The 17,600-nt window shown below is 51.1% G+C and carries 19 protein-coding genes; 5 read left to right on the top strand and 14 right to left on the bottom strand.

Translation table 11 applies throughout. The annotated features are described in order from the left end of the window. Positions 1 to 222: 222 nt before the first annotated feature. Entirely contained in the window at positions 223 to 912 is a 690-nt protein-coding gene (locus tag JS578_01525) for a 1-acyl-sn-glycerol-3-phosphate acyltransferase (GenBank protein QRX64881.1), read from the top strand. Positions 913 to 1,161: 249 nt separating this feature from the next. Here the strand turns inward: JS578_01525 and JS578_01520 are convergent, their stop codons facing one another. Together JS578_01520 and JS578_01515 are read right to left on the bottom strand one after the other, a co-directional pair. Beyond that, entirely contained in the window at positions 1,162 to 2,148 is a 987-nt protein-coding gene (locus JS578_01520) for a GNAT family N-acetyltransferase (protein ID QRX63971.1), read from the bottom strand. A gap of 71 nt (positions 2,149 to 2,219) precedes the next feature. Further along, positions 2,220 to 2,699, bottom strand: a complete 480-nt coding sequence (locus JS578_01515; protein ID QRX63970.1) for a YkgJ family cysteine cluster protein — start codon at positions 2,697 to 2,699, stop codon at positions 2,220 to 2,222. Positions 2,700 to 2,820: 121 nt separating this feature from the next. Between JS578_01515 and galE the strand changes: the two genes are divergently transcribed. Beyond that, positions 2,821 to 3,852, top strand: a complete 1,032-nt coding sequence (galE, locus tag JS578_01510; GenBank protein ID QRX63969.1) for a UDP-glucose 4-epimerase GalE — start codon at positions 2,821 to 2,823, stop codon at positions 3,850 to 3,852. An 81-nt stretch (positions 3,853 to 3,933) separates the two neighbouring features. Here the strand turns inward: galE and JS578_01505 are convergent, their stop codons facing one another. From JS578_01505 to JS578_01495, 3 genes are all read right to left on the bottom strand, one after another. Further along, positions 3,934 to 4,152, bottom strand: coding sequence for a winged helix-turn-helix domain-containing protein (locus JS578_01505; protein ID QRX63968.1), 219 nt, complete (start codon positions 4,150 to 4,152; stop codon positions 3,934 to 3,936). A 124-nt stretch (positions 4,153 to 4,276) separates the two neighbouring features. Then, positions 4,277 to 5,116: a phosphatidate cytidylyltransferase gene (locus JS578_01500; protein QRX63967.1), complete on the bottom strand. Its 840-nt coding sequence runs from the start codon at positions 5,114 to 5,116 to the stop codon at positions 4,277 to 4,279. Between the two features lie 77 nt (positions 5,117 to 5,193). After that, positions 5,194 to 5,640: a DUF5606 domain-containing protein gene (locus JS578_01495; protein ID QRX63966.1), complete on the bottom strand. Its 447-nt coding sequence runs from the start codon at positions 5,638 to 5,640 to the stop codon at positions 5,194 to 5,196. 192 nt (positions 5,641 to 5,832) lie between these two features. Here JS578_01495 and JS578_01490 point away from each other — a divergent pair, with 192 nt between their 5' ends. After that, positions 5,833 to 7,008 (top strand): lactonase family protein, encoded by a 1,176-nt coding sequence (locus JS578_01490; GenBank protein QRX64880.1) that lies wholly within the window; start codon positions 5,833 to 5,835, stop codon positions 7,006 to 7,008. A 42-nt stretch (positions 7,009 to 7,050) separates the two neighbouring features. On the opposite strand, the gene metA is transcribed toward JS578_01490, so the two are convergent. From metA to JS578_01465, 5 genes are all read right to left on the bottom strand, one after another. Further along, the gene (metA, locus tag JS578_01485) at positions 7,051 to 7,986 is read right to left on the bottom strand and encodes a homoserine O-succinyltransferase (protein QRX63965.1); all 936 of its coding nucleotides are present in this window, start codon (positions 7,984 to 7,986) and stop codon (positions 7,051 to 7,053) included. Positions 7,987 to 8,032: 46 nt separating this feature from the next. Then, complete coding sequence (locus JS578_01480) at positions 8,033 to 8,614, bottom strand: flavin reductase family protein (GenBank protein ID QRX63964.1); 582 nt, start codon at positions 8,612 to 8,614, stop codon at positions 8,033 to 8,035. A 70-nt stretch (positions 8,615 to 8,684) separates the two neighbouring features. Beyond that, the gene (locus JS578_01475; protein ID QRX63963.1) at positions 8,685 to 9,140 is read right to left on the bottom strand and encodes an aspartate carbamoyltransferase regulatory subunit; all 456 of its coding nucleotides are present in this window, start codon (positions 9,138 to 9,140) and stop codon (positions 8,685 to 8,687) included. An 18-nt stretch (positions 9,141 to 9,158) separates the two neighbouring features. Next, positions 9,159 to 10,076: an aspartate carbamoyltransferase gene (gene pyrB, locus JS578_01470; GenBank protein ID QRX63962.1), complete on the bottom strand. Its 918-nt coding sequence runs from the start codon at positions 10,074 to 10,076 to the stop codon at positions 9,159 to 9,161. Positions 10,077 to 10,159: 83 nt separating this feature from the next. Continuing rightward, positions 10,160 to 11,362, bottom strand: a complete 1,203-nt coding sequence (locus JS578_01465; GenBank protein ID QRX63961.1) for a saccharopine dehydrogenase family protein — start codon at positions 11,360 to 11,362, stop codon at positions 10,160 to 10,162. 247 nt (positions 11,363 to 11,609) lie between these two features. On the opposite strand from JS578_01465, the gene JS578_01460 reads away from it, so the two are divergent. After that, positions 11,610 to 12,908: a mechanosensitive ion channel gene (locus tag JS578_01460; GenBank protein QRX63960.1), complete on the top strand. Its 1,299-nt coding sequence runs from the start codon at positions 11,610 to 11,612 to the stop codon at positions 12,906 to 12,908. Between the two features lie 213 nt (positions 12,909 to 13,121). Then, complete coding sequence (locus JS578_01455) at positions 13,122 to 14,204, top strand: ketoacyl-ACP synthase III (protein ID QRX63959.1); 1,083 nt, start codon at positions 13,122 to 13,124, stop codon at positions 14,202 to 14,204. Between the two features lie 27 nt (positions 14,205 to 14,231). Here JS578_01455 and JS578_01450 read toward each other — a convergent pair whose 3' ends face one another. The 4 genes from JS578_01450 to murQ all read right to left on the bottom strand — a co-directional run bounded on the left by JS578_01450 (position 14,232) and on the right by murQ (position 17,596). Further along, entirely contained in the window at positions 14,232 to 14,858 is a 627-nt protein-coding gene (locus JS578_01450; protein ID QRX63958.1) for an NAD(P)H-dependent oxidoreductase, read from the bottom strand. A gap of 130 nt (positions 14,859 to 14,988) precedes the next feature. Next, complete coding sequence (locus JS578_01445; GenBank protein ID QRX63957.1) at positions 14,989 to 16,113, bottom strand: peptidoglycan bridge formation glycyltransferase FemA/FemB family protein; 1,125 nt, start codon at positions 16,111 to 16,113, stop codon at positions 14,989 to 14,991. A 312-nt stretch (positions 16,114 to 16,425) separates the two neighbouring features. Next, positions 16,426 to 16,767, bottom strand: a complete 342-nt coding sequence (locus tag JS578_01440; GenBank protein ID QRX63956.1) for a hypothetical protein — start codon at positions 16,765 to 16,767, stop codon at positions 16,426 to 16,428. Positions 16,768 to 16,777: 10 nt separating this feature from the next. After that, positions 16,778 to 17,596: an N-acetylmuramic acid 6-phosphate etherase gene (gene murQ, locus JS578_01435; GenBank protein QRX63955.1), complete on the bottom strand. Its 819-nt coding sequence runs from the start codon at positions 17,594 to 17,596 to the stop codon at positions 16,778 to 16,780. Between the last annotated feature and the right edge of the window lie 4 nt (positions 17,597 to 17,600).

Raw genomic sequence — 17,600 nt, 5'->3', positions numbered from 1 at the left:
TGATTTCGATTTCGTAACGCAAATAAACACAAAAATCGACAAACCAGGAAATAATTTGACAGAAAAAACTGAACCACCGTTTAAAAAAGCAGTTTTGGGCCAAAAAACAGCCATGGAGGCGTGTGACATCTTTTAATTTGTTTATTTTTGTGCTTTGTTCATCCGTAGAAAGTGTAAGCTGTGAAAAGAATTGCCCGGTTTTTTTATCAATGGATCATTTTCATGCCGTTGTTTCTGTTGATCACCATTCTTACCGCTGTAACGGTGATGATTACGACTCCCTTTTTCGGAAATCGCTTCTGGGGGTATTATCCTCCTCACATCTGGAGCCGGGTCACCTGCTGGCTGGCGCTTTGTCGGGTGAAATGTTCAGGTCACGAGAAACTGGATCCCAGGCAATCATACGTCTTTGTAGCCAACCATCAGGGTGCGTTTGATATCTTCCTGGTCTATGGTTTCCTGAATCAGAACATCAAATGGATTCAAAAACAGAGTCTGCGAAAGATTCCATTTGTGGGGTATGCTTCTGAAAAAGCAGGTCATGTGTTTGTGGACAACTCCACCGCTACAGCCCGTGCTGCTACCATTGAAAGAGCCAAGGCACAAATCACGGATGGTGTCTCCATGGTGATCTTTCCTGAGGGTGCGCGTACTCTCACCGGTAAGATGGGGCGTTTCAAACGGGGAGCCTATCATATCGCACGGGATCTTCATTTGCCTGTGGTACCGCTGACCATCAACGGGCCATATGATGTACTGAAGCGAAACAGCCGATTCCTCAAACCGGGAAAGCTTGAGTTGATCATTCATGATCCGATCCCTACATCATCGCTCAGCGACGAGGAGCTGGCCGTTCTGATCGACCGGTCAAAAGAGATCATCCATTCTGCATTGTGGGAGAAATATCGCTAGGAGGGGGTTAAAAAAGAAATGGTTGTCTCACGACAACCAATCTTCATTGTTAACCTTAAATCTAATACCATGAAAAACACAGTACAAATGTACACGCATCAATGCACTTTTCCAAGCAATATGGAGAAAAAAAGATGCTTTTTAAATTAATTTAGTATTTATCTCCTTAGAGTGCTTCAAACTACCAGGTTATTTGCGTTTGTTTGCATATTTTGAGGGTACAGTTGTTCCTGATTGAACATCACGGTATTAGTCGTATAATCTGTTGGCAAAAAAATTGAGCAACCCCCAGTTGAGGCGATACCAGCGCCTGGTGGCTTTCTGTTTTCCCCCGAACTGAAGGAGAAAACGTGACCGTCCGCTGTTTTTGTGAATAAAGCCTATATCCATGAAATCAAAATAGTGAAAGCCTTCATCTTCCGACCGTTTCATAGCTGAATAGATGGTGAAGATGGTAGGATAGAGCAGTTTGTAGCGCTTCGATTTGCCCCAGTAATAGAGGCAGTAGACTTTCTTTTTCTGCTCGAAACCCAGTATGGCTCCACCAATGATCTTGCCCTGGTAGCGGGTGAGCAAAATCATTCCCTTTCCTTCTTTCACATAGTGTCGGTAGAAATTCTCAAAATAGAGGTATGGTGGTAAACGACGTCTGATCTTCTTCTGGTTGGTATCCCTGATCAGCCGATAGATTTCAGGCAGATCATCGTCAGAGGTTACCTCCACCATCTGCACCCCTTTCTTCAATGCCCTGTTGACCTGGTTCTTGCGGGAGGGTGTGAGCTGGTCCCAAATCTTTCGTCTTCGTTGCAACGAATTGCAGATGTTGATCCATTTCACCGAGAAGAACTGATTCTCGCGAAACCCCTTGTATCCGAAGATGGCGTTACCCAGGTTCTCGTAACGGATGAGAAACACCTTTTGTCGCACCTCTTCAACCAAGCGGGTGATAAGCAGTTCAAAGAGCTCTATCTGCGGTAGATCACTCCCGAAAAATGAAGGGGGCTGGCTGATGATGCATCGTCTGAAGAGTGAATGGCGCAGCAATCTGTTTTTGCGGGCGATAATGGCGAAGAGGGCGGCAACCGGTTTCCCTTCGTTGAAGGCTACCAGCATGAAGGGGGTGTATGCGGGTATGCAACTGTACCAGTCGAAAGCGTCGGGAGAGTGGAAGAAGTTGGTTTCTTCCATTGGCGGCAGCTCTTCTTTGTGATAGTATGTTTGAACGCTGAATGCCATGCAGATCGGGGGTGAATGATCACATTTTTTACAAATGTAGTAAAAAAAAGCAAACAGACAACCCCAGGTGGTTATCCTCCGGCTGTCAGTTTTTCCAGCACTTTGAAAACGATGGGGCAGGTCTCCGCGTTTTTCACCGAAAGAGCGAAGATCTGGTAGAACTTCTTCCTGTCGGTATGCGGATATTCACGACATGCCCTGGGCCTGTTCTCATAGATGGCGCAATAGTTGTCGTCACCAAGAAAAGGGCAGGGCATGGAGCGGAACACCCTGTCGCCATCCTCATCGGTGCGGAGGTAACGCTCAATGACCACCGAAGGTTTGATGCGCAGAGCCTTGCCCATTCGATCCACATCGTCGGGTAGGATCATCGGCCCCAGTGAGCGGCAGCAGTTTCCGCACGCCAGGCAATCGGTCTCTTCCTCGGCTTCAAGGTGCAGTTGCAGAATCTCCCGATCCATTTTCATCAGGCGTCGTTTGTTCTTCGCAACCCATTTCTCCCATGCGGGCTTTCTCAGTGCAACCTCTTTCGGCAGATCAGTGACATTCATTTTTTTCTGCAAAAGTATATGCTTTTCTGCTTAACTCGACAGCAGTTACTGATTTATTTTGTAAATTTGTACAACAAGCTAACCAAACCATCAGAGAGATCAATCAAACTATTATAAACATATGGCAAATAAAATACTGGTAACAGGGGGGACAGGCTACATCGGTTCCCATACAGTTGTTGAATTGCAACAGGCAGGCTACGAAGTGGTCATTGCAGACAATCTTTCCAACTCAAATGCCGATGTAATCGAGGGGATTACACGCATCACCGGCATCCGTCCACAATTCGACAAGCTGGACTGCACCGACATGGAGGCGTTGAAGGCACTTTTCAGGAAACACACCTTCGACGGTATCATCCATTTCGCTGCCAGCAAGGCGGTGGGTGAGTCGGTACAAAAGCCGCTGCTTTACTACCGAAACAACCTGGTCTCGTTGGTCAACCTGCTGGAGTTGATGCCGGAACACAAGGTGAAGGGAATCGTATTCTCCTCCTCCTGCACCGTGTACGGGGAACCCGACAGCAACCCCATCGATGAGAACGCACCCATCAAACCGGCAGCGTCTCCCTACGGGAACACAAAACAGATCAACGAAGAGATCATTCGGGATTTTGTCCACTCGGGAGCTCCGATCAAAAGCATCATTCTTCGTTATTTCAATCCTATCGGAGCCCATCCCTCTGCCGAGATCGGGGAACTGCCGCTGGGGGTGCCCCAAAACCTGGTACCCTACATCACCCAAACCGGGATTGGTATCCGGCAGCAGCTGAGTGTTTTCGGCAATGATTACAATACGCCCGACGGCTCCTGTATCCGTGACTTCATCAATGTGATGGACCTGGCCAAAGCGCACGTCAAAGCCATTGAGCGGATGGTCGAAGATCAGTCGGATGAACCTGTCGAGATCTTCAACCTGGGCACCGGTACGGGGTTGTCAGTGCTGGAACTGATTGCCCTCTTTGAGAAAGTCTCCGGGTTGCCCCTCAACTACCAGATTGTGGGACGTCGTGAGGGTGATATTGAACAGATATGGGCACAACCGGACAGAGCGAATGAGGTACTGGGATGGAAAGCAGAGGTGTCGGTTGAGGATACCATGGCTTCTGCATGGCGATGGCAGCAACGACTGCGTGAGAAAGGTGTGATGTGAAAGCAAAGCAGTATTAACCATATAAGAAAGGTCCGGAACTGATGGCCGGACCTTTCTTGTGTATCCATTTCTGAGGTTAGCTCAGAAGTAATATTCAATCACAAGGTAGTATTTTTCATCACCCTTGTGTGTTTTTTCAATCTCTATCTTGTTCTCTCTGGCCAGCCAGCCTATGGCAGTGTAAATCTCCTTTTCTGTCAAACCGGAAGCCTCTCGCAGGTCGGCGATATTCCATTTCTGGTTGTTGTTCAACAGGTTCCAGATAATACCTGCATTGGTGCCAATCAGTTTCTTGTTCATAACGATAGCTCTTAATGGTGTGATGCTTGTTTGTTTTGCATGTTTGTTGTTGGGGATCATCATCCTGCATCATAAAAACAACTGATGTCAGAAGTTTGTTCGCCCCAAAAGAGGAAAAAAGGAATCAGTTTAAAAAGAGAATCAGGAAGAGGTACGCTGCCGGTACTGCCACCAGTAGGCTGTCGATGCGATCGAGAATGCCTCCGTGGCCGGGGATCAGGGTGCCGGCATCTTTCACAGAGCAGGTACGTTTGATCAGCGATTCAAAGAGGTCGCCTACGGTGCCAAAAAGGGCAATCACCAGGGATAATCCAATCCAATGGAGTGTCGACAATTCCGGAAAGAGGCGTGCGAAGATGAGCGATGAGAGCATTGTGAACAGGATACCTGCAATGAAACCCTCAACCGATTTCTTGGGTGAGATGTGGGGGATGAGCTTATGCTTGCCGATGAGCGATCCGAAGAAATAGGCAGCGGTGTCGTTTACCCAGATAAATACAAAGAGGGCCAGCAAGGGAGACCAGTTGTAACCGATGCCGGTGAAAACCTGTTGATATGAATAGGAGAGCATCATCAGAAGGCTCAGAGGCATGGTGATGTATATCTGACCGAACACCGAATAGATGATGCCATGCAGGATGTCTTGACGCCTGATAAACATTGCCGAGGCAATAAGGATGAGCAGGTATATCAATATAAATACCGGCAGTGCCACCAATGAGATCTTTTCAAGGTAGAGATATACCGAGACAAAGAGAATCAGACCATGTGTGATGTTGAATATCTTGCTGATGGCATGCGATGTATCTTTTTCTACCATACGGTAGAACTCAAACAATCCCATGGCGAGGATGATTCCGAATACGGTCAGAAAGGAGTAGCGTCCCCCCAGAAGTCCCACGAGGATCACCAGGATATAGATGATACCTGCCCCGGCACGAGTCAGTAAGTTTTTCAGATTCAATTCGCCTCTTTTTATGTGAAGGGATAAAGATAGTTGTTTTATGCTGATGCGTTAACAACCATCACACATCACCTGCTTTATTCTTGTTCAGCTTTGTCTGCAGAGGGTGAGGCGGTCTCTTCCGTCACGTCGTTTTCATCCTCTTCCAGCTCCACCCCGTTTTCCATCAGAATGTTATACCAGGAGATGATCTTTTTCACATCAGAGGCATAGACACTTTCACGGCTGTAGTCGGGAAGCACCTCTTTCAGATAAGTGAACAACTCATTGCCCGATGCCTTGCTACTCACCGATGCCTTGCCGCCGTTTTCTTTTTCCTTCATCCGCTTCAACACATCCCGCAGGGGGGTATCCCCGTCGTTGGTGTAGATGGAGACATCACTCAGCGCCACCACCTTCTCATGCGCGTAGACAGGCAAACGTTTGCCGTCACCAAGTGATTCAACGATGTTCAGGTTCTTTCCAGTAGAGATGAGCTTATAAAGACCGGGACGCCCCGTAACCGATAATATCTTGGATAGCATAACAGTGTAATTTGCGATTTTGTTACAAAATTGTTTTTTCAAGGTGCAAAAGTACGCAGACTCTCCCATATTCGCAACTTTTCAGGGAAAATGTGATGTTTTTTCGATCTGTGGCTCTGACTACAGTAAAAAAGGGTTATTTTCGCAACTGTATTTACCCATAAACGAAAAACAATGTACCGATTGATGACTATTGTAACCCTGGCTACTTCACTCTTTATATCCTGTAACGGAAATCGTGCAGATGCACGTAAGTCAAATGATCAACCTGCCGCCGCCGATTCACCGGCAATGGGCAGCCACGACATGCTATATCTTGCCGTGGGGACCTACACCTCAGAGGAGGGCAGCAGGGGAATCTACCTCTATCACTTTGATGCCCTCACCGGGAAGAGTGACTCGGTGAGCATGGCGGAGGTGTCCAACCCCTCCTATCTCACCTTCAGCCCCGATGAGCAAGCTCTCTATGCCGTGGGAGAGAACGATGGAGAGCAGGGTGCCGTGCATGCATTCTCTTTCGACAAGGCGAAAGGAACGCTGCAGAAGATCAATACGCAGGAGACGAGGGGTAGCGGACCCTGTTACGTTACCATCGACGCGAAGGGACGTAACCTTCATACTGCCAATTACGGCGGGGGGAGCATCTCCTCCTTCCAGGTGAACGATGATGGCAGCCTTTCGCCACTGCTCTCCCTGATTCAATTCAGCGGATCCGGTCCCGACAGCTCCCGGCAGCGTCAGCCTCACCTGCACAGTGTGGCTTACTCGCCTGACGGACTCTCCCTTTTTGCTGCTGACCTGGGAAGCGATAAGCTTTACCGGTTCAAGGTGCAGGAGACCCCCTTTCAGGGACAGCCGGTGATCCGGGAGAGCAGCATGACTGCGATAGAGACTCCCGCAGGCACCGGTCCCCGTCATTTTGACTTCCACCCCGATGGAGGCAGATACCTCTACCTGCTGGGTGAGTTGTCAGGCGAGGTGGTGGTCTATGACCATCACAATGGTGAGCTGACTGAGAAGCAGGTGATCAAAGCCGATACGGTGGGCGCACGCGGCAGTGCCGATATTCATGTATCACCCGACGGTCGCTATCTCTATGCCTCCAACCGTCTGCAGGCTGATGGCATTGCCATCTTCGCGATCGATCCCGACGAGGGTACGCTCACCAAGGTGGGGTATCAACCCACCGCAACGCATCCCCGCAATTTTGTATTCACCCCCAATGGAAAATACCTGCTGGTTGCCAGCAGGGATGAAAACAGGATTCAGGTTTTCTCAGTAGATGAGGTCACTGGCCTACTCAATGACACAAAACAGGATATCCTTTTGAGCAAGCCGGTATGTCTGAAGTTTGCAAAGAGCATTTGACACGCTGACACCTTCCTACTCAACAAAAAATGGCATTTCCCCTTAGAGATCACCCAGCTGGGCGATCTCTTCGTGTTTGTAGGGAGTGGCCTGGTACACGAAATAGTTCAGCCAGTTGATGTAGAGTAGATTGGCATGCGAGCGCCACTGCACAAAAGGCGGTTGATTCGGGTCGTTGTCTCTGTAATAGTTCAGGGGAATCTCCACGGAGTCCATCCCTTTTTCCATATCCCGCAGGTACTCGTTGTGCAGGGTGAGGGGAGAATATTCCGAATGACCTGTTACATAGAATTCGCGACCACCCCTTGAGGAGACAATGTAGACACCGGCATCCTCCGATTCGGAGAGGATGGAGAGCTCCGGTTGCTGCCGGATCTCATCCCCGAGGATGGTGGTGTGGCGGCTGTGCGGTGCGAAGAAGGTGTCGTCGAAGCCGCGGAAGAGTGGGAAGGAGGGGTCGTTGAGCTGATGGCGGAATACACCGAACAGCTTTTTTTCCAGCGGATGTTTGTTGATGCCGTAAAAATGGTACAGTGCAGCCTGCGCTCCCCAGCAGATGTAAAAGGTGGAGGTGACATGTGTGCGGGCCCAGTCGAAGATGCGGGTGATCTCATCCCAGTAGGTCACCTCCCGGAAAGGGATCATCTCCACCGGTGCACCGGTGATGATCATGCCGTCGTAATATCGTTTCTTCACTTTTGAAAAGGTGGTGTAAAACGACATCAGATGCTCGATGGGGGTGTTCTTGGGGGTGTGTGAAGAGAGCCCCAGGAACTCAATCTCCACCTGCAACGGGGAGTTAGAGAGTAGCCGTATCAGATCGGTCTCGGTGGTGATCTTGAGTGGCATCAGGTTCAGCACCAGTATCTTCAGGGGGCGGATGTCCTGTGTGGATGCACGCAAATCATCCATCACAAAGATGTTCTCTTTCTTCAGTATCTCTACCGCCGGCAGTTTGTCGGGTAAATTGACAGGCATGATGTAAATGGTCGTTTATGAATGAGATTGTGTAAACAATCGGTTGTTATTTCTTCTTCTTTCTCTTTTTCTTCGCTACGCTCCAGCCAAACTTGCCTATTTTCCTTCCCAACCCATAGTAATGACCATGGGAGTAGGCAAGCAGTCCCGCCAGTTGCATGTCGAAGCGACCGGTAACCGGATCGAGGTACTGATCGTCGGCCTTCACGTTGACTACCTCCGAGATGAACATGTCGTGCGAACCAAGCGGGATGATCTCTTTCACCCGGCACTCGATGCAGACAGGGCTCTCTTCAATCAACGGTGCCCCTACCAGTGTCGCTTTTCCGGCCGTCAGTTTCATCTCTTCGAACTTGTTGTAATCTTTTCCCGATCGCACCCCACACCAGTCGGTGGCCCGTGCCAATGCCTCGGTAGTGAGGTTGATCACATACTCACCGGTGCGTTTGATGATCTCATACGAGTGACGCGACGGTCTCACTGAGATGTAGCACATAGGGGGATCGGAGCAGATGGTACCCACCCAGCTTACGGTGATGATGTTATATTCTTCGGGGCTGTTTCCGCAGCTGATCATTGCCGCCGGCAGCGGATAAATCATCGTTCCCGGTTTCCAGTCTTGTTTCATTTATTTCAGTTGTCAGTTCTCAGTTTATTTTTTGAACTATATACCATAAACCTCAAATGAATCAACTTATTTATATCAATTCAATCTCCTCCTTCCGGATCTTGAGCTCACAGTAGTGGCATTGCAGCTCCACCAACTCCTTGTCGATCACGTGAAAGCGGGTTTTCATCGGCTCGTTGTTGGTGATGCACTTGGGATTGTTGCAACGCACAATCTCGATGATCTCATCAGGTAACACCACCTTCTTTTTCTCCACCACCTCGAAGTTTCGGATGATGTTGAGGTTCACGTTGGGTGCAACCAGTGCAATACGGTTGATTTCATCCTCGCGGAAGAATTTATCGGAGACCTTGATGATCCCTTTCGAACCCATCTTGCTGCTCTTCAGGTTGTTGCCGATGGTGATGCGGTTGTTCAGCTTCTGCAGCTGCAGGAGCGTTACCACCTTGAAAACAGCATCACTGGGTATGTGGTCAATGGCTGTCCCATTTTCGAGAGCGGCCACCTGCAATTCTTTTCTCATCATCTTTATTCATTTAATGGGTTATGCTACCTCAATGCCCAACAGATCGCAGATCACCGCCTGGCGCACGTAGATGCCGTTCTTTGCCTGCTGGAAATAGTAGGCCTTGGGATTGTCATCCACATCCTGGTTGATTTCCTTCACTCGGGGAAGCGGGTGGAGCACCCTCAGGCTCTCTTTCGAGTCACTGAGCATGTCGTTGTGTAATACGTAGACGTTTTTTACCTTCTCATACTCCATCAGGTCGGTGAACCGCTCCTTCTGTACACGAGTCATGTAGAGGATGTCGGAGCCGTTGATCGCCGCGGGCGAGAAATCGGTATACTCACGATAGGGTATTCCCTGTCTATCGCAAAAGAGTTTGTACTTCTCGGGGATGGCAAGCTCCTCCGGTGCCACGAAGTGGAAGGAGGGTTTGAAGTGTGACAGTCCCTGGATGAGGGAGTGCACGGCACGGCCATACTTGAGGTCGCCCACCACGGTGATGGAGAGGTTCTCGAGGGTGCCCTGCGTCTCGTAGATGGTGAACAGGTCGAGCAGCGTCTGCGTGGGGTGCTGGTTGGAGCCGTCACCTGCATTGATCAACGGCACCGGTGAGATCTCGGAGGCGTAGCGTGCCGACCCCTCCAGGTGGTGGCGCATGATGATCAGGTCGGCGTAGTTGCTGACCATCATGATGGTGTCCTTGAGTGACTCACCCTTGGTGGAGCTGCTGGTGGCCGCATCGGAGAAGCCGATGATGCGTCCGCGCAGCCTGTTGACGGCAGTCTCGAAGCTGAGACGCGTGCGGGTGGAGGGCTCGAAGAAGAGGGTGGCGCAAACCCTTCCTTTCAACAGATCACGGTTGGGGTTCTCCTTGAATCGGGAGGCGGTTTGCAGGATGCGCAGGATATCCTCTCTGCTGTAATCGCCGATATTGACCAGACTTTTGGGACTCATGGGTGATATTTTCATTAAATGAGTTGTGCACAGCAAAAGTAGAAAAAAACCTTGCAATCTGATTGCAAGGTTAAAAAAAATCTTCAGACTTCCAGATCTACATCGAAAAGTTCATGCCACGGCAGTCCCTGCTTGTTGAGCTGCTCCATGAACGGATCGGGATCAAACTCCTCTACGTTGAAGACCCCCGGTTTCTTCCAGAGACCCTTCATGAACATCATGCCGCCGATGGTGGCCGGCACACCGGTGGTGTAACTGACGCCCTGAGCACCTGTCTCCTTGTAGGCTGCCTCATGACTGCAGTTGTTGTACACATAGTAGGTCCGTTCCTTGCCATCCTTGATGCCTCGGATGCGGCAGCCGATGGAGGTCTGTCCGGTGTAGTTCTCTCCCAGCTCACCCGGGTCGGGCAGCACTGCTTTCAGGAACTGGATGGGTACGATCTTCTGACCGTTGTACTCCACTTCGTCGATGCGTGCCATGCCGATGTTCTGGATCACCCTGAGGTGGGTGAGGTACTCCTGCCCGAAGGTCATCCAGAAGCGTGCCCGCTTGAGGGTGGGGAAGTTCTTCACCAGCGATTCCAGCTCCTCGTGAAAGATCACGTAAGATTCCTTGGGACCGATCTCCGGGTAGGTGAGCGGCTGGTGGATCTCGTGCGGTTCCGTCTCTACCCACGCACCGTTCTCCCAGTACTTTCCTTTCTGTGTCACCTCGCGGATGTTAATCTCCGGGTTGAAGTTGGTGGCGAACGCCTTGCCATGGTCTCCCGCGTTACAGTCCACGATGTCGAGGTGGTGGATCTCATCGAAGTGATGCTTGGCCGCATAGGCAGTGAAGATGCTGGTCACCCCCGGGTCGAAGCCGCATCCCAGGATGGCGGTGAGTCCTGCCTTCTCGAACTTCTCCCGGTAGGCCCACTGCCATTTGTATTCGAACTTGGCTTCATCCTTCGGCTCGTAGTTGGCCGTGTCGAGGTAATGTACCCCCGCTTCGAGGCAGGCATCCATGATGGTCAGATCCTGGTAGGGGAGTGCCACGTTGATCACTAGCTCCGGTTTGAACTCATTCATCAGCGACACCAGCTCCGGCACGTTGTCGGCATCCACCCTGGCAGTTTCGATGGCGACACCGGTACGTCGTTTCACATCCTCCGCGATGGCGTCACACTTGCTTTTGGTACGGCTGGCCAGCATGATACCGGTGAAGAGGTCGCTGTTTTGCGCTACCTTGTTGGCTACCACCGTACCGACGCCACCGGCGCCAATGATCAGTACTTTTCCCATAGATATTACTTTTTTTTTATTGTGTTGATAATTCAATTTATAACAGCTGCTCTCATCACCCTGCGGCAGTGAAGAACATCCGGTTACCGCAGCCTCCGCCTGACAGGGGCGTTGTCTGCTGTTGTCTACAAATATACAATGATTCCCGGAAACGGCCCCGGTTTCTGATCAAAAAAATGGAAGTTTTGAGGCGAGGTTTTAAATGTGTATATTTGTCTTTTGTTAAAAAAAAATCAACTGCACAACAATGGACGAAGAAAAGATTGAACAAATATCCCGCTCAACCAACGCCATCAGTGAATGGAGCATCCGGCTGCTGACCAATATCGGTATCCCCGAAAACTGGGTGAAATATATCAACCTGTTGCTGCTACTGTCGGTACTGGTTGTGTTGGTGTTCATGGTACAATACCTCACCCGCCGCATCCTGCATGCTGTCCTGAACCGTGTGTCCAGGATCACCGGAATCGAATTCCTGCGACATCTCTCCGAACGACGCTTTCCCCATTACCTGGCGATGATCATCCCCTTCAGCCTGGTGAAAGGATCCATCCCCATCATCTTCGATCTTTTCCCCCGTACCATGGTGATGGTCGACAAACTGGTGGATATCTTTCTCATATTCTATGTGATATGGCTTATCTCATCGATCGTGAACGCTTTCTCCGATACCCTGCGCAGCCGCCCCAGCATGGCCGACAAGCCGCTGGATAGCTACGTCCAGGTGGTGAAGATCATCCTTTACGCGATTGGTTTCATCATCCTCTTCTCCATCCTCACAGGTCAAAAGCCCGGGGTGATCCTCGGGGGGCTGGGTGCCGCATCGGCCATCCTGATGTTGATCTTCAAGGATACCATCCTCGGTTTCGTGGCCAGTATGCAGGTGTCGGCCAACGACATGGTGCGGATCGGCGACTGGATTACCATGCCCAAGTATGGTGCCGACGGTGATGTGATCCAGATCACGCTCACCACCGTCAAGATCCGCAACTTCGACAAGACCATCACCACCATACCGCCCTATTCGCTTGTTTCAGACTCGTTTCAGAACTGGCGGGGGATGGTTGAAGCCGGTGGACGACGCGTGAAAAGAAGCATCTACGTGAAACAATCATCGATTCGTTTTCTCAGCGACGAAGAGGTGACGAAGTTGTTGAAGGTGCAGGCTGTGAACCAGTATATCTCCACGAGGAGCCGTGAGATCGAAGCTTACAACCAATCCGTCGGTGCCGACAAATCGCTGCCCCTCAACGGCCGTAACCTCACCAACATGGGACTCTTCCGGGAATACATCAAGAACTACCTGAGTCATCATCCCGATGTGCACAAGGAGTTGATGTTGATGGTGCGTCAGCTGCAACCCACCTCGAAAGGACTTCCGCTGGAACTCTACTTCTTCACTGCCACCACCGAGTGGGAGCGATATGAGGATATTACTTCCGATGTGTTTGATCATGTGACCGCGGCTGCAAGGTTTTTTAACCTGGAGTTGTTCGAGGATATTTCCAATCCGGTGCTCTCTGCAGGGATCAACCCGGAGCCGTGAGCTCGCTGTGATTTGACAACGTAATTGTGGTCTTCCTCTTTCGTTGTTTGCAGGAATCGCCCGGGAAGATGATGATATTATAAAATAAATTTTTATCTTTGCACGGGGTAACACCCATTGTCAGAATTTAAAGATTGTTAGATAAAAGCATGGTTGTCAGTCCGTATGTATCAGTGATACGACCACATCCATACTTCAACCGAATTACTTTATATGAGCAAAATTTACAGCGTGTTTACCGGTACCGGCAGCTATGTGCCGACCAAACAAGTAAAGAACGATGCTTTTCTTGAGAACGAGTTTTATGAATCATCCGGTGAGAAGATCGACACTCCCAACGAGGCAATCGTTCAGAAGTTTGAAGAGATCACCACCATCTCTGAACGGCGTTATGCCGGGGAACATGAGGTGACCTCCGATTTGGCCCTGATTGCTTCACAACGTGCGATTGCAGCTGCCGGCGTGGAGAAGGAGGAGCTTGACTACATCATCTTTGCCCACAACTTCGGCGAGACGATGGCGGATAACATGCGGATGGACGTGGTTCCCTCGCTTGCCTCACGGCTCAAGCAGAAACTGGGTATCGTCAATCCCTCCGCGGTGGCTTATGACATCCTCTTCGGCTGTCCCGGATGGGTGCAGGCGGTGATCCAGGCCGACTACTACATCCGCTCGGGTGATGCGAAAAAGGTGCTGGTGGTGGGTGCCGACATCCTGTCGCGTGTAGCCGATCCGCACGACCGCGACAGCATGATCTATGCCGATGGTGCCGGAGCTGCCATCATGGAGGGTCGTGAGAGCGACACACCGCTCGGCATCCTGGGACACAACTCACGCAGTGATGCCCTCGATTACGTGCAGATGCTTCAGATGGGCTACTCCTACAATCCCGAACTGGCGAAGAAGAAAGATTATTACCTGAAGATGCAGGGACGTCGTCTCTACCAGTACGCACTGGAGAATGTGCCGAAGACGATCAAGGCGGGTCTGGATAGAGTGGGGCTAGAGATCACCGATATCCGCAAGGTGTTGCTCCACCAGGCCAACGGCAAGATGGATGATGCCATCCTGCAGCGCTTGTTCAAGCTCTACGGTATCAAAGAGGTGCCGGAGAGCATCATGCCGATGACCATCTCCTGGCTGGGCAATTCATCGGTGGCCACGGTGCCCACATTGCTCGACCTGCTCACCCGTCAGGAGATGGATGGTCACGACCTGAAAAGCGGAGACATCATCAGCCTCGCCTCAGTAGGTGCAGGCATGAACATCAACAGCATTGTCTACCGGATTCCCTAATAAGTAAGCCCTTACAGACAGGGTTTTTTACAACCGCTCTACAAGTTTGTGGAGCGGTTTTCTTACTTTGGGCTGATGTGCAAGCCTGTCCTCTCCGGCATCACGGTAGCCGAGGGCGAGCATCAGCACCGTTTCCTCCTCCTCCTCGTTGAGCGCGAGCAGCCGGTTGAGTGCTTTCGGGTTGAATCCCTCAATGGGAGTGGCATCGATGCCCAGCTGTGCCGCCGCATAGGTGGCGTACCCCAGGGCCAGGTAGGTCTGGTGGGTGGTCCAGCTGAAGGTGTTGATCGCCGGATCATTGATCACGCGGTGTATCTTTTCCCGATAACTGTCGATATGGGTGTCGGTGGCATTTCTGACGCTCCTGAACTCCTCCAGGAATCCTTCCACATAGACTTCATCGAGTCTTTTCTTCGCCTTGAAGATCAGTAGGTGTGAGCATTGCTGCAGCACTACCTGAGGGCAGGATTGCTCATATATCTGCTCTATCAGTTCCCTGTTTTCGGTAACAATCACCCGGTAGGGCTGCAAGCCATAGGCGGAGGGGGCCAGACGGATTGCCTCCAGTATCGATTCAAGTTCCTTCTCCGGAATCTTCCCGCCGGTCATTCGTTTGGTGGCGTAGCGCCACTGCAGTGGTTCTATGATGTTCATTGTTGGGGCCGTTTATATCACGGGCTCTGTTGCCCGATGCGAAAAAAATAACCTGCACATACAGATTATGGTGGTTTTGACAAGATGAAACAGCTGTAGGAAAAAAAGGTTTTTAGTTTAACTTTTCTTGTCAGACCAGGTGATATCCCTGACTGTGCAGCTCTGAGGCGCGGAAGAGGGTGTAGATCTCCTCGTCAAGCGGGTAGTCCCAACAGCCGAGGCTGTGGTGGATGTCGCCGCCGAAGCCCGACTTGAACTTGTAGAGCCCATACATCGGGTGATGAGGGTCAGGGTTGGGTGAGATGCCGAACATGTCATACTCGGTGCAGCCCGCCTCCTGCGACTGGCAGATGGCCTCCCACTGTAGTGCATAGGGGGCCATCAGGTTGCGCTCAGCAGAGGAGGAGGCTCCATAGAGATAGGAGCCCCGGTTCCGGGTGATCACCAGGAACATGGCTGCCAGTGGCTTCTCATCCTTCTCGGCGACAAGAAGCCGCACGTCGGCCGGAGAGCGGCTGTCGTCGGCCCGTGCAGTGAGCACCGCCTCGAAATATTTCTTTTCGTTGATCAGCAGATGGTTTCGTTCAGCGGTCTCACGGTAGAGCTCATACCAAATATCCATTCCTTCCTGTCCCATGGTCCGCACCGTTACCCCCCTGCGACGCGCCAGTCCGATGTTGTAGCGTGTCTTCGGCTTCATCTTCTTCAACAGGATCTCCCTTTCAGCTGTCAGATCCAGGAAGATGGTGTGGGCGGGGAGGATGTTGGTTGCAGCTTTGCGGAAGTTCCACTGCTGCGTGTTGTAGTTGAAGCGGAACTCCTGGGCGGTTTGTTCCGGTTCACCTCTCCAGAGACCGTTTTCATCGAAATGATCATTTTCTTTGGCCCAGTAGGACTCCCAGCAAAGATCGTAACGAATCAGAATGCAGTTGTGGGGGAGTTGAGAACGTAGCGACTCCGAGAGCTCTTCCAGGAAGATGCCCTGAAACTCGTCGGCAGGTTCCAGCTCGGGACCGTAAGGGACATAGGCTACTGAATGATCACGGTCAATTTGTCGCAGGATGATCAGCAGATCGGAGTGAATCAGCTGCTTTTCATCGGCTGCTCCATACAGTCCCTCGCTCTGGGCTGCGAAGTTGACAGCCATGGTCTCTGCTCCCAGTGAGGCTTTCACTTCGGACCAGAAGGCAGTTTGTTGTAAGATGGGGGTGGCGTATAGCTCATCGGTCTCTTTGGGACGAATGTTCGATAACATACCAATAACAGTTTAAACCTGCAAAGGTAGCCATTCTTGCCGGGATAAAAAAACGGGTCCGCCACCGTGGAACCAGACCACCGTTGCAAATCCTGTTTTTTCTTTCGGGTAGGTGATGTCCGGCTGGCAGCGCTACCGGATGTACTCATCCATTTGTTTCTCACTGCCTTTGTAATAGGGAATATCCCTGAGGGTTATGTATGCTTCATCCTGTGGGTAGGAGGTCTGTATAAACAGAATGAGCAATAATAGAGTGGTAAATGCTTTTATTGAATTTGATACTTGTTATTGATTGCTCCTGAAATGAAAGGATCAGAACTGATCCGGTTCAGCTCTTGCGGCGGTGGCCGTGATACTCCTGAAATAACTGTCGAAATGGCTGAGCAGCGTCTCAATCAGTTTTGCATGAAAGGTGGTGTAAAGTTTCGTGGTGATATGCCTCCGGTCTTTACGCTTGATCAGTCCAAATCGCAGTTCGTTTTCATCTACCCATATCTCGGGCTTGAAAAAGGCTTCGTTTCTCCACAAGAGCGCTCCATAGGTCAGCCGTCCGTCGTTGGTGCGGCTCCATTTGTCTGCTTTCTTCCCATCTATCGCCTCGTAAATCTTGTCTAGCAACAGATCAGGATGATAAGTATGTATGATGATTGCCATATGTGATTGTTTACGCTCCGTTTTTGTATTGCTCAATCGCTTTTCTCACAGAACCGTGCAGCAGCAAGAGGTTCTTCGCCTGTTCGTAGTTCAGCGATAGCTCATCGACGATCATGCGGGTACCCCTGTCCACCAGCTTCTGGTTGGTAAGCTGCATGTTGACCATCCGGTTGTCCTTCACCCTGCCCAGCCTGATCATGGTGGCGGTGGTGATCATGTTCAGCACCATCTTCTGTGCCGTCCCCGATTTCATGCGGGTGCTGCCGGTCACATACTCAGGTCCCACCACCGGTTCAATCTTGATCTCTGCCTCTGCTGCCACCGGCGATCCGGGATTGCAGCTGATGGCGGCGGTGAGGATCCCTTTCTCGCGGGCACGTCGCAGCGCACCGATCACATAGGGAGTGGTGCCGGAAGCAGCGATGCCCACCAACACATCATCCCTGCCGATCTTATGCTCCATCAGATCCTCCCATCCCTTGTCAAAGTCATCTTCAGCATCTTCTACCGCGTTCCGAAGGGCTTCGTCTCCTCCTGCAATCAGGCCGATCACGTAACTGCCCGGCATGCCGAAAGTGGGAGGTATCTCCGAGGCGTCGAGCACCCCCAGTCGCCCGCTGGTGCCGGCACCCAGGTAAAAGAGGCGACCGCCGCGGCGCATCCGTTCCACGATGCCTGTGACCAGACGTTCAATATCAGGGATCGTCTTCTCTACCGCCAGTGCTACCGTCTGATCCTCCCTGTTGATTCCGGTGAGTATCTCATGCACCGATTTTTTCTCCAGGTGGTTGTGGTTTGATTCCTGCTCGGTAATGCTGATGTGTGTCATGTCG

The sequence above is a fragment of the Dysgonomonadaceae bacterium zrk40 genome (assembly GCA_016916535.1).
GTDB lineage: Bacteria > Bacteroidota > Bacteroidia > Bacteroidales > Dysgonomonadaceae > Proteiniphilum.
This window is presented reverse-complemented; position numbering and strand designations above follow the sequence as displayed.

Coding starts and splice junctions, on each gene's coding strand:
- JS578_01525 (QRX64881.1), top strand. CDS start 223: ATGCCGTTGTTTCTGTTGATCACCATTCTTACCGCTGTAACGGTGATG.
- JS578_01520 (QRX63971.1), bottom strand. CDS start 2,148: ATGGCATTCAGCGTTCAAACATACTATCACAAAGAAGAGCTGCCGCCA.
- JS578_01515 (QRX63970.1), bottom strand. CDS start 2,699: ATGAATGTCACTGATCTGCCGAAAGAGGTTGCACTGAGAAAGCCCGCA.
- galE (QRX63969.1), top strand. CDS start 2,821: ATGGCAAATAAAATACTGGTAACAGGGGGGACAGGCTACATCGGTTCC.
- JS578_01505 (QRX63968.1), bottom strand. CDS start 4,152: ATGAACAAGAAACTGATTGGCACCAATGCAGGTATTATCTGGAACCTG.
- JS578_01495 (QRX63966.1), bottom strand. CDS start 5,640: ATGCTATCCAAGATATTATCGGTTACGGGGCGTCCCGGTCTTTATAAG.
- metA (QRX63965.1), bottom strand. CDS start 7,986: ATGCCTGTCAATTTACCCGACAAACTGCCGGCGGTAGAGATACTGAAG.
- JS578_01480 (QRX63964.1), bottom strand. CDS start 8,614: ATGAAACAAGACTGGAAACCGGGAACGATGATTTATCCGCTGCCGGCG.
- JS578_01475 (QRX63963.1), bottom strand. CDS start 9,140: ATGATGAGAAAAGAATTGCAGGTGGCCGCTCTCGAAAATGGGACAGCC.
- pyrB (QRX63962.1), bottom strand. CDS start 10,076: ATGAGTCCCAAAAGTCTGGTCAATATCGGCGATTACAGCAGAGAGGAT.
- JS578_01465 (QRX63961.1), bottom strand. CDS start 11,362: ATGGGAAAAGTACTGATCATTGGCGCCGGTGGCGTCGGTACGGTGGTA.
- JS578_01460 (QRX63960.1), top strand. CDS start 11,610: ATGGACGAAGAAAAGATTGAACAAATATCCCGCTCAACCAACGCCATC.
- JS578_01455 (QRX63959.1), top strand. CDS start 13,122: ATGAGCAAAATTTACAGCGTGTTTACCGGTACCGGCAGCTATGTGCCG.
- JS578_01450 (QRX63958.1), bottom strand. CDS start 14,858: ATGAACATCATAGAACCACTGCAGTGGCGCTACGCCACCAAACGAATG.
- JS578_01445 (QRX63957.1), bottom strand. CDS start 16,113: ATGTTATCGAACATTCGTCCCAAAGAGACCGATGAGCTATACGCCACC.
- JS578_01440 (QRX63956.1), bottom strand. CDS start 16,767: ATGGCAATCATCATACATACTTATCATCCTGATCTGTTGCTAGACAAG.
- murQ (QRX63955.1), bottom strand. CDS start 17,596: ATGACACACATCAGCATTACCGAGCAGGAATCAAACCACAACCACCTG.